The sequence below is a fragment of the Streptomyces sp. NPDC049837 genome (assembly GCF_040674455.1).
Taxonomy (GTDB): Bacteria; Actinomycetota; Actinomycetes; order Streptomycetales; family Streptomycetaceae; genus Streptomyces.
The window spans coordinates 730151-737992 of the sequence record NZ_JBFAMP010000004.1 but is presented as its reverse complement, the minus strand read 5'-3'; the positions used below and the strand labels follow the sequence as shown (position 1 = coordinate 737992).

7 protein-coding genes are annotated in these 7842 nt (G+C 72.4%); 1 reads left to right on the top strand and 6 read right to left on the bottom strand.

Annotated elements, in window-relative coordinates; all coding sequences use genetic code 11:
• Positions 1–330: 330 nt before the first annotated feature.
• The 5 genes from proC to AB0J57_RS14880 form a co-directional block, all read right to left on the bottom strand.
• Complete coding sequence (gene proC / locus AB0J57_RS14900) at positions 331–1140, bottom strand: pyrroline-5-carboxylate reductase (RefSeq protein WP_366128491.1); 810 nt, start codon at positions 1138–1140, stop codon at positions 331–333.
• 92 nt (positions 1141–1232) lie between these two features.
• On the bottom strand, positions 1233–1970 hold the full coding sequence (locus tag AB0J57_RS14895; protein ID WP_366128490.1) for an ABC transporter permease: 738 nt from the start codon (positions 1968–1970) through the stop codon (positions 1233–1235).
• Positions 1967–2731 (bottom strand): ABC transporter ATP-binding protein, encoded by a 765-nt coding sequence (locus AB0J57_RS14890; RefSeq protein WP_366128535.1) that lies wholly within the window; start codon positions 2729–2731, stop codon positions 1967–1969. Before AB0J57_RS14890 ends, AB0J57_RS14895 begins: the two co-directional genes overlap by 4 nt.
• A gap of 62 nt (positions 2732–2793) precedes the next feature.
• Entirely contained in the window at positions 2794–3306 is a 513-nt protein-coding gene (locus AB0J57_RS14885) for a hypothetical protein (protein ID WP_366128489.1), read from the bottom strand.
• 34 nt (positions 3307–3340) lie between these two features.
• Positions 3341–3634, bottom strand: a complete 294-nt coding sequence (locus tag AB0J57_RS14880; RefSeq protein WP_366128534.1) for a peptidase — start codon at positions 3632–3634, stop codon at positions 3341–3343.
• A 156-nt stretch (positions 3635–3790) separates the two neighbouring features.
• On the opposite strand from AB0J57_RS14880, the gene AB0J57_RS14875 reads away from it, so the two are divergent.
• Positions 3791–5911: a serine/threonine-protein kinase gene (locus tag AB0J57_RS14875; protein ID WP_366128488.1), complete on the top strand. Its 2121-nt coding sequence runs from the start codon at positions 3791–3793 to the stop codon at positions 5909–5911.
• Here AB0J57_RS14875 and ilvD read toward each other — a convergent pair whose 3' ends face one another.
• Positions 5912–7765: a dihydroxy-acid dehydratase gene (gene ilvD, locus AB0J57_RS14870; RefSeq protein ID WP_366128487.1), complete on the bottom strand. Its 1854-nt coding sequence runs from the start codon at positions 7763–7765 to the stop codon at positions 5912–5914. It lies immediately after the preceding gene.
• Positions 7766–7842: the final 77 nt, after the last annotated feature.

Below are 7842 nucleotides of genomic sequence, written 5' to 3'. Positions count from 1 at the left end.
TTTCCCTTTCCGGCGGTTCCGACTCTATCAGATCCTTTCGGGCCTGATTCCCAGTCAGAGGGGGTTGTCTTTCCGGCTGTTGGGCCGTTCCGACGAGTGAGACTTTAGCGGATTCCTTGCCGCCGACGCTAATCGGGGCTGCGCTCTCTCGAACGCGGATTCCTCATTTCGCAAAAGCGCACGGAAAGCGGCGCGACGAATCGTCGCTCGCTTGGAGTGGTTCTTGCGGAATGGCTGTCCGGGGACCGACCGGAGTCGGCGCTCACGTCGGACAACCCGGAGAACAGTACGGACCGGGCAGGGGTGTGTCAACCTCGGCCCGGTGCCGGGTCAGCCGTTGCCGGTGGCGAGTTCGCGGCTGCGGTCGCGGGCGGCCTCGATGGCGGCGATCAGGGCGGCGCGTACGCCGTGGTTCTCCAGTTCCCGGATGGCGCTGATGGTGGTGCCGGCCGGGGAGGTGACGGCCTCGCGGAGCTTGACCGGGTGCTCGCCGCTGTCGCGGAGCATCACGGCGGCGCCGATGGCGGCCTGGACGATCAGGTCGTGGGCCTGGGCGCGGGGCAGGCCGAGGAGGATGCCGGCGTCGGTCATCGCTTCGACGAGGTAGTAGAAGTACGCCGGGCCGGAGCCGGAGAGGGCGGTGGCGGCGTCCTGCTGGGACTCGGGGACGCGGAGGGTCTTGCCGACGCCGCCGAAGATCTCTTCGGCGTGGGCGAGGTGGTCGCCGGTGGCGTGGCTGCCGGCCGAGATGACGGACATGCCCTCGTCGACGAGGACGGGGGTGTTCGGCATGACGCGGACGACGGGGGTGTTGGCGGCGAGGCGTTCTTCGATGAACGTCGTCGTGATGCCGGCCGCGGCGCTGATGACGAGGCGGTCGGGGGCGACGTGGGGGGCGAGCTCGTCGAGGAGCTTGCCCATGTCCTGCGGCTTGACGGCCAGGATGAGGGTGTCGGCGCGCTTGGCGGCGTCGGCGTTGCTGACGGTCTCGACGCCGTACCGGGCGTGGAGTTCCTCGGCGCGGTCGGCGCGGCGGGTGGTGGCCAGGAGGTGGGCGGTGGGCCAGCCGGCCCGGATCATGCCGCTGAGCAGCGCTTCACCGATCTTGCCGGTACCGAGGACTGCGACTGTCTGGGTCATGGCTGATGTTCACCTCGCCGGACGGGGGTACGTGACGCCATCCTCGCACCGGGGTGCCGGGCGGGGCGGGCGTGTCCGAGGGGCGGGCAGCGTCAGACGGTGCGGCGGCGGAGGGTGGCGGCGCCGAGGGTGAGGACGAGGAGGGCGCAGGCGGCGACGACGAGGGTGTCGCGGAGGAAGGCCGCGGTCATGTCGGTGTGGCGGAGGACTTCGTTCATGCCGTCGACGGCGTACGACATGGGCAGCACGTTCGAGACCGCTTCGAGGGCCGGCTGCATCCGGTCGCGCGGGGTGAACAGGCCGCAGAGCAGGAGCTGGGGGAAGATCACGGCCGGCATGAACTGGACGGCCTGGAATTCGGAGGCGGCGAACGCCGAGACGAACAGGCCGAGGGCGGTGCCGAGCAGGGCGTCGAGGAGGGCGACCAGGAGCAGCAGCCACGGGGAGCCGGTGACGTCGAGGCCGAGCACCCAGAGGGCGACTCCGGTGGCGAGGGCGGACTGGACGATGGCGAGGAGGCCGAAGGCGAGGGCGTACCCGGCGATGAGGTCGGCCTTGCCGAGGGGCATGGCCAGGAGCCGCTCCAGGGTGCCGGAGGTGCGTTCGCGCAGGGTGGCGATCGAGGTCACCAGGAACATGGTGATCAGCGGGAAGATGCCGAGCAGTGAGGCGCCGATGGAGTCGAAGGTGCCGGGACTGCCGTCGAACACGTACCGCAGCAGCGTGATCATCAGGATCGGGACGAGCAGCATCAGGGCGATGGTGCGGGGGTCGTGACGCAGTTGGCGGAGGACGCGGGCGGTGGTGGCGAGGGTGCGGGAGCCGTTCATCGCTGGGCCTCCTGGAGGGCGTTGGCGGCGTCGACGAGGCGGAGGAAGGCGTCTTCGACGGTGGCCGTGTCGTTGCGGCGGCGCAGGGCTTCGGGGGTGTCGTCGGCGAGGATCTCGCCGTCGCGCATGAGGAGGAGGCGGTGGCAGCGCTCGGCCTCGTCCATGACGTGCGAGGAGACGAGGATCGTGGCGCCCCGGTCGGCGGCGATGCGGTGGAAGAGGTTCCACAGGTCGCGCCGGAGTACGGGGTCGAGGCCGACGGTCGGTTCGTCGAGGAGGAGCAGTTCGGGGGTGCCGAGCAGGGCGACGGCGAGGGAGACGCGGCTGCGCTGGCCGCCGGAGAGGTTTCCGGCAAGGGCGTCGGCGTGTGAGGTGAGGTCGACGTCGGTGATGGCGCGGGTGACGGTGTCGGCGCGGGCGTCGCGGTGCCGGCGGCCGGGGAGGAGGACGGCGGCGAAGTAGTCGAGGTTCTGCCGGACGGTGAGGTCGTCGTAGACGGAGGGGGCCTGGGTGACGTAGCCGACGCGGGCGCGGAGGGAGGCGTCGCCGGCGGGCCGGCCGAGGACGTCGAGGGTGCCGGTGACTTTGGCCTGGGTGCCGACGATGGCGCGCATGAGGGTCGACTTGCCGCAGCCGGAGGGGCCGAGGAGGCCGGTGATCCGGCCGCGCGGTACGGCGAAGTCGAGGCCGCGCAGGACGGTGCGATGGCCGCGTACGACGGTGAGGCCGTGGGCTTCGACGGCAGGGCCGCTAAAATTCATCACGTGATGAATAGTGCGCCTGCCGAAGGTGGCCGTCAAGGCATGGCGGCCGGGGAAGCGGACTAGCGGCGCTTGGGCTTCCTGGCGCGGGCGGCGGGGTTGCCCGTGCGGGTGGAGCGGCGCTTCTCGTACTGGGCGCGGGCCGTCTCGTACTCGGAGCGCAGCAGCTTCTCGCCGGGCGCCTCGGTGAGGGAGCGGAGGAAGTAGGCGAGGAGGGAGCCGATGAAGCCGATGGCCTTGAGGCTGCGCAGCGCGTCCTCGCGGGAGGGGTCGGCGGGGCGGCGCGTGAAGCCCTGCCACGTCCGGCTGAACGCGATGGCGGAGCACACGGCGAACATGACGACGACCAGGGTGTTGACGAAGCCGCCGACATCGGCGATGGCCAGGCCCTGGTAGGCGAAGCGGAGGACGAACGCCCCGGCGACGGCGGCGGCGAGCGAGCCGGCGGCGACCCCGGCGCGCCGCAGCCCGTAACCGCCGTCGTGGCCGACCCAGGTCGTGCCGAAGAAGCGGATGGGCTCGGGCTGCGGCCCGGCCGGGGTGCTGGTGCTGGTGCTGGTCGTCTGCTCGCTCACGGGGTCGATTATCCCCGGGCGGGCCGTGGTGCGGTCAGGAGCAGCGCACGGCGACGTAGCCGTCGCTGCCGGTGTTCACGTAGGCGTCGGAGACGTACTGGCCGTTGGCGATGTTGTCCCAGAGGTTGGTCGTGCCGTACGGGCCGGTGACCGTCGTGCCCGGCTTCTGGCAGTTGATCGGGACGCGGACGCCCTCCGCCAGGACCTTCACCACGCTGTAGTTCGTGCCCGGGCCGCTGCGGACGTTGACCCGGTAGCCCGGCGCCACCGGGTAGCGCTTCACGGTGTACGTCGCGGCTTCGACCGCTTCTTCGGTGACTTCTTCCATGGCCATGTGGCCCTCCCCCGTCGGGGCACGTGCCCCGTGCACGCGCGCCGCGCGCAGGCTAGCAAGCCCTCACGGCATCGCACGCATCATCGACTAGGCTCCGTGCGTCGCGCTGGACGCGGGACGCGCGCGGACGAACACACACGGGGGTGGGCGATGCCGCCGTTGCGCAGCACCGGACCGGTTCCGGAGCCGTTTCGGGGAGCGTTTCCGGAAGCGGAGCATCCGGAGTACGCCGGACGGTACCGGCTGGAGGAGTGCCTGGGCTCGGGCGGCATGGGCGTCGTCCACCTGGCCAGGTCCGGTTCCGGGCTGCGCCTGGCGGTGAAGGTGGTCCATGCCGAGCATGCTGCGGACGCCGAGTTCAGGGCGCGGTTCCGGCAGGAGGTCACGGCGGCGCGGCGGGTCAGCGGGGCGTTCACCGCGCCGGTGGTGGACGCGGACCCGGACGCCGAGCGGCCATGGATGGCCACGCTGTTCATCGACGGGCCGACCCTGTCCGAGCGGGTGAAGCGGAACGGCCCACTGGGCTCCGTGGAGCTGCGGAGGGTGGGCGCGGGGCTCGCGGAGGCGCTGCGCGACATCCACCGGGCGGGCGTGGTGCACCGCGACCTGAAGCCGAGCAACGTGCTGCTGGCCGCCGACGGTCCGAAGGTCATCGACTTCGGGATCTCGCGGCCTGCCGACAGTGATCTGCGCACCGAGACGGGGAAGCTGATCGGGACCCCGCCGTTCATGGCGCCCGAGCAGTTCCAGCGGCCCCGCGACGTGGGGCCCGCCGCCGACGTGTTCGCGATGGGCGCCGTCCTGGTCCACGCGGCGACCGGGCGCGGCCCGTTCGACTCCAACTCGCCGTACATCGTGGCCTACCAGGTCGTCCACAACGAGCCCGACCTGGCCGGCGTACCGGAGGACCTGGTCCCGCTGCTGATGCGCTGCCTGGCCAAGGACCCGGCCGAGCGGCCCACGGCGGACGAGCTGATGGGCGAGCTGCGGGCTTCCGGAGAACCCGAAGGCGCGGGCGGGGCGTTCATACCGGCCCAGCGGCGGGCGGAGGAGGACCCCGTTCCCGCCGCACAGCCGGGCCCGGGCGCGACGCCGCGCCGTGGCCGCCGGCTGCGGTGGGCCGCCGGGCTCACCGCCCTCGCGGCGCTGGTCGCGGGCGGGGTCGTCGCCGTGCGCGGCCTGGGCGACGAGCCGTCACGGACCACCGCCCAGGCCGGGCGGGACGCCCAGCCGTTCCGGCCCTGGTCCGCCGCCCTGGGCGCCGGCGGCGAGAACCTCACGCCCCTGTGCACGGCCGCCCCGGGCGCCCTCTACTGCACCGCTCCCGGCGTCAAGGCGGCCCGCCTCAGCCCCGAGAACGGCGACGAAGCCTGGACGACGAAGGCGGCCGCGACCGAAACCGGCACCGCGCCCGTGCTGTCCGGCGGGCTGGTCCACGTCGTGACGCCCGGCCGCGCCCGCCTGGACGCGCTCGACCCGGCCACCGGTGAGGCCCGCTGGCACGAGGACGTCTCCGGTTACGCGAACGTGCTGCACGCGGGCGACACCGTGCTGCTCGTGGCGGCGGACGGCGGCGTGCGCGCCCTGGACGGCGCCACCGGCGAGGAGCGCTGGGCCAAGCGGCTCCCGGGGACGCCCGGCGCGCAGTGGGTGACCGGCCCCGACGGTGTCGCCTACGCGGCGGCCGCCTCGCCCGACGCGGCGGCCACGCTGGTGCGGGCGGTCGACCCGGCGGACGGGCGGGTGCTGTGGAGCAAGCGGCTGAGCGGCGCCCTCAGCCCCGTACAGGCGTCGGACGGTGCGCTGCTGTTGCTGTCGACCGACGAGGACCTGTACACGGATGCGGTCGTCCGGCTGGACACCGCCGACCGGACCGCTCGGCGCGTGCCGCTCGCCGTCCCCGTGGACCAGGCGCAGGCCGCGATGGCGGGCGACACCGTGTACGTCATCGGGTCGGGCGGTTCGCTGCTCGCCGTGGACACCACCGGCGGGGGCGCCCAGCGCTGGCGGCTGGAGACCGGGGTGACGCGCGCCTCCCGCCCGGTCGTGGCGGGCGGGCACGTCTACCTGGCGGCGGCCGACGGGCGGCTGCTTGCCGTGGACGCGGGGCGCGGCGTGCTGCTGGGGATGACGAAGCCGCGCATGGACGGCGGGCGGTACACGTTCGCGCCGCTGCTGCCGGCGCCCGCCGTCGCGAACGGCACGGTGTTCGCGACGGCGCCCGACGGGTCCGTGTTCGCCGTACCGGCAAAGGACCCGTCGCGGTGGTGATCAGCCGAGCTTGCTGACGTCCCGGACCGCGCCCTTGTCGGCGCTCGTGGCCATCGCCGCGTACGCCCGGAGGGCCGCCGAGACCTTGCGGTCGCGGTTCTTCGGCGCGTACACGCCGGCGAGGGCCTCGCGACGGGTGGCCAGCGCCTCGTCGGAGACCAGCAGCTCGATGGAGCGGTTCGGGATGTCGATGCGGATCCGGTCGCCGTCCTCGACCAGCGCGATCGTGCCGCCGCTCGCCGCCTCGGGCGACGCGTGGCCGATCGACAGGCCCGACGTACCGCCGGAGAACCGGCCGTCCGTGATCAGCGCGCAGGTCTTGCCCAGGCCACGGCCCTTGAGGAACGACGTCGGGTAGAGCATCTCCTGCATGCCGGGGCCGCCCTTGGGGCCCTCGTAGCGGATGACGACGACGTCGCCGTCGGTGATCTGCTTGTTGAGGATCTTCTCGACGGCCTCCTCCTGCGACTCGCAGACGACCGCCGGGCCCTCGAAGGTCCAGATCGACTCGTCGACACCGGCCGTCTTCACGACGCAGCCGTCGACCGCCAGGTTGCCCTTCAGCACGGCGAGGCCGCCATCCTTGGAGTACGCGTGCTCGGCGGAGCGGATGCAGCCCTCGGCGGCGTCCGTGTCCAGGGTCTCCCAGCGCTCGGACTGGGAGAACGCCTCGGCGGAGCGGACGCAGCCCGGGGCGGCGTGCCACAGCTCGACGGCCTCGGCGGACGGCGAGCCGCCGCGCACGTCCCAGGTCTTGAGCCAGTCGGCGAGGGACGGGCTGTGGACGCTGTGCACGTCCTCGTTGAGCAGCCCGGCGCGGTGCAGCTCGCCCAGCAGGGCGGGGATGCCGCCGGCGCGGTGCACGTCCTCCATGTAGTACGTGCGGTTCTTGGCGACGTTCGGCGCGACCTTGGCCAGGCACGGCACGCGGCGAGAGACGGCGTCGATCTCCTCCAGGCCGAAGGGGACACCCGCCTCCTGCGCGGCGGCCAGCAGGTGCAGGATCGTGTTGGTGGAGCCGCCCATGGCGATGTCGAGGGCCATGGCGTTCTCGAAGGCGGCCATGGTGGCGATGTTGCGCGGCAGGACGGACTCGTCGCCCTGGGCGTAGTAGCGGTCGGTCAGCTCGACGACCATGCGCCCGGCGTTCTCGTACAGGGCGCGGCGGGCGGTGTGGGTGGCGAGGGTGGAGCCGTTGCCGGGGAGGGACAGGCCGATCGCCTCGGTCAGGCAGTTCATCGAGTTGGCGGTGAACATGCCGGAGCAGGAGCCACAGGTCGGACAGGCGTTCTCCTCGATACGGAGGATGTCCGCGTCCGAGATCTTGTCGTTGACGGCGTCCGAGATCGCGTCGACCAGGTCGAGCGTGCGGACCGTGCCGTCGACGAGGGTGGCCTTGCCGGCCTCCATCGGGCCGCCGGAGACGAAGACCGCGGGGATGTTGAGGCGCAGGGCGGCCATCAGCATGCCGGGCGTGATCTTGTCGCAGTTGGAGATGCAGATCACGGCGTCGGCGCAGTGCGCCTCGACCATGTACTCGACGCTGTCCGCGATCAGGTCGCGGGAGGGCAGGCTGTACAGCATGCCGCCGTGGCCCATGGCGATGCCGTCGTCGACGGCGATCGTGTTGAACTCGCGCGGGATGCCGCCCGCCTCGCGGATCGCCTCGGAGACGATCCGGCCGACCGGCTGGAGGTGGGTGTGGCCCGGCACGAACTCGGTGAAGGAGTTGGCGACGGCGATGATCGGCTTGCGGCCGATGTCCGCGCCCGGTACACCGGAGGCCCGCATAAGGGCGCGGGCGCCCGCCATGTTGCGGCCGTGGGTGACAGTGCGGGACCTCAGCTCGGGCATGATCCGTCGCTCCTTAACAGAGAGGTGTCTGCTTCGAGCGTACGCTCCGGCTCCAAGATCTGGACAAGCTGTCCGGA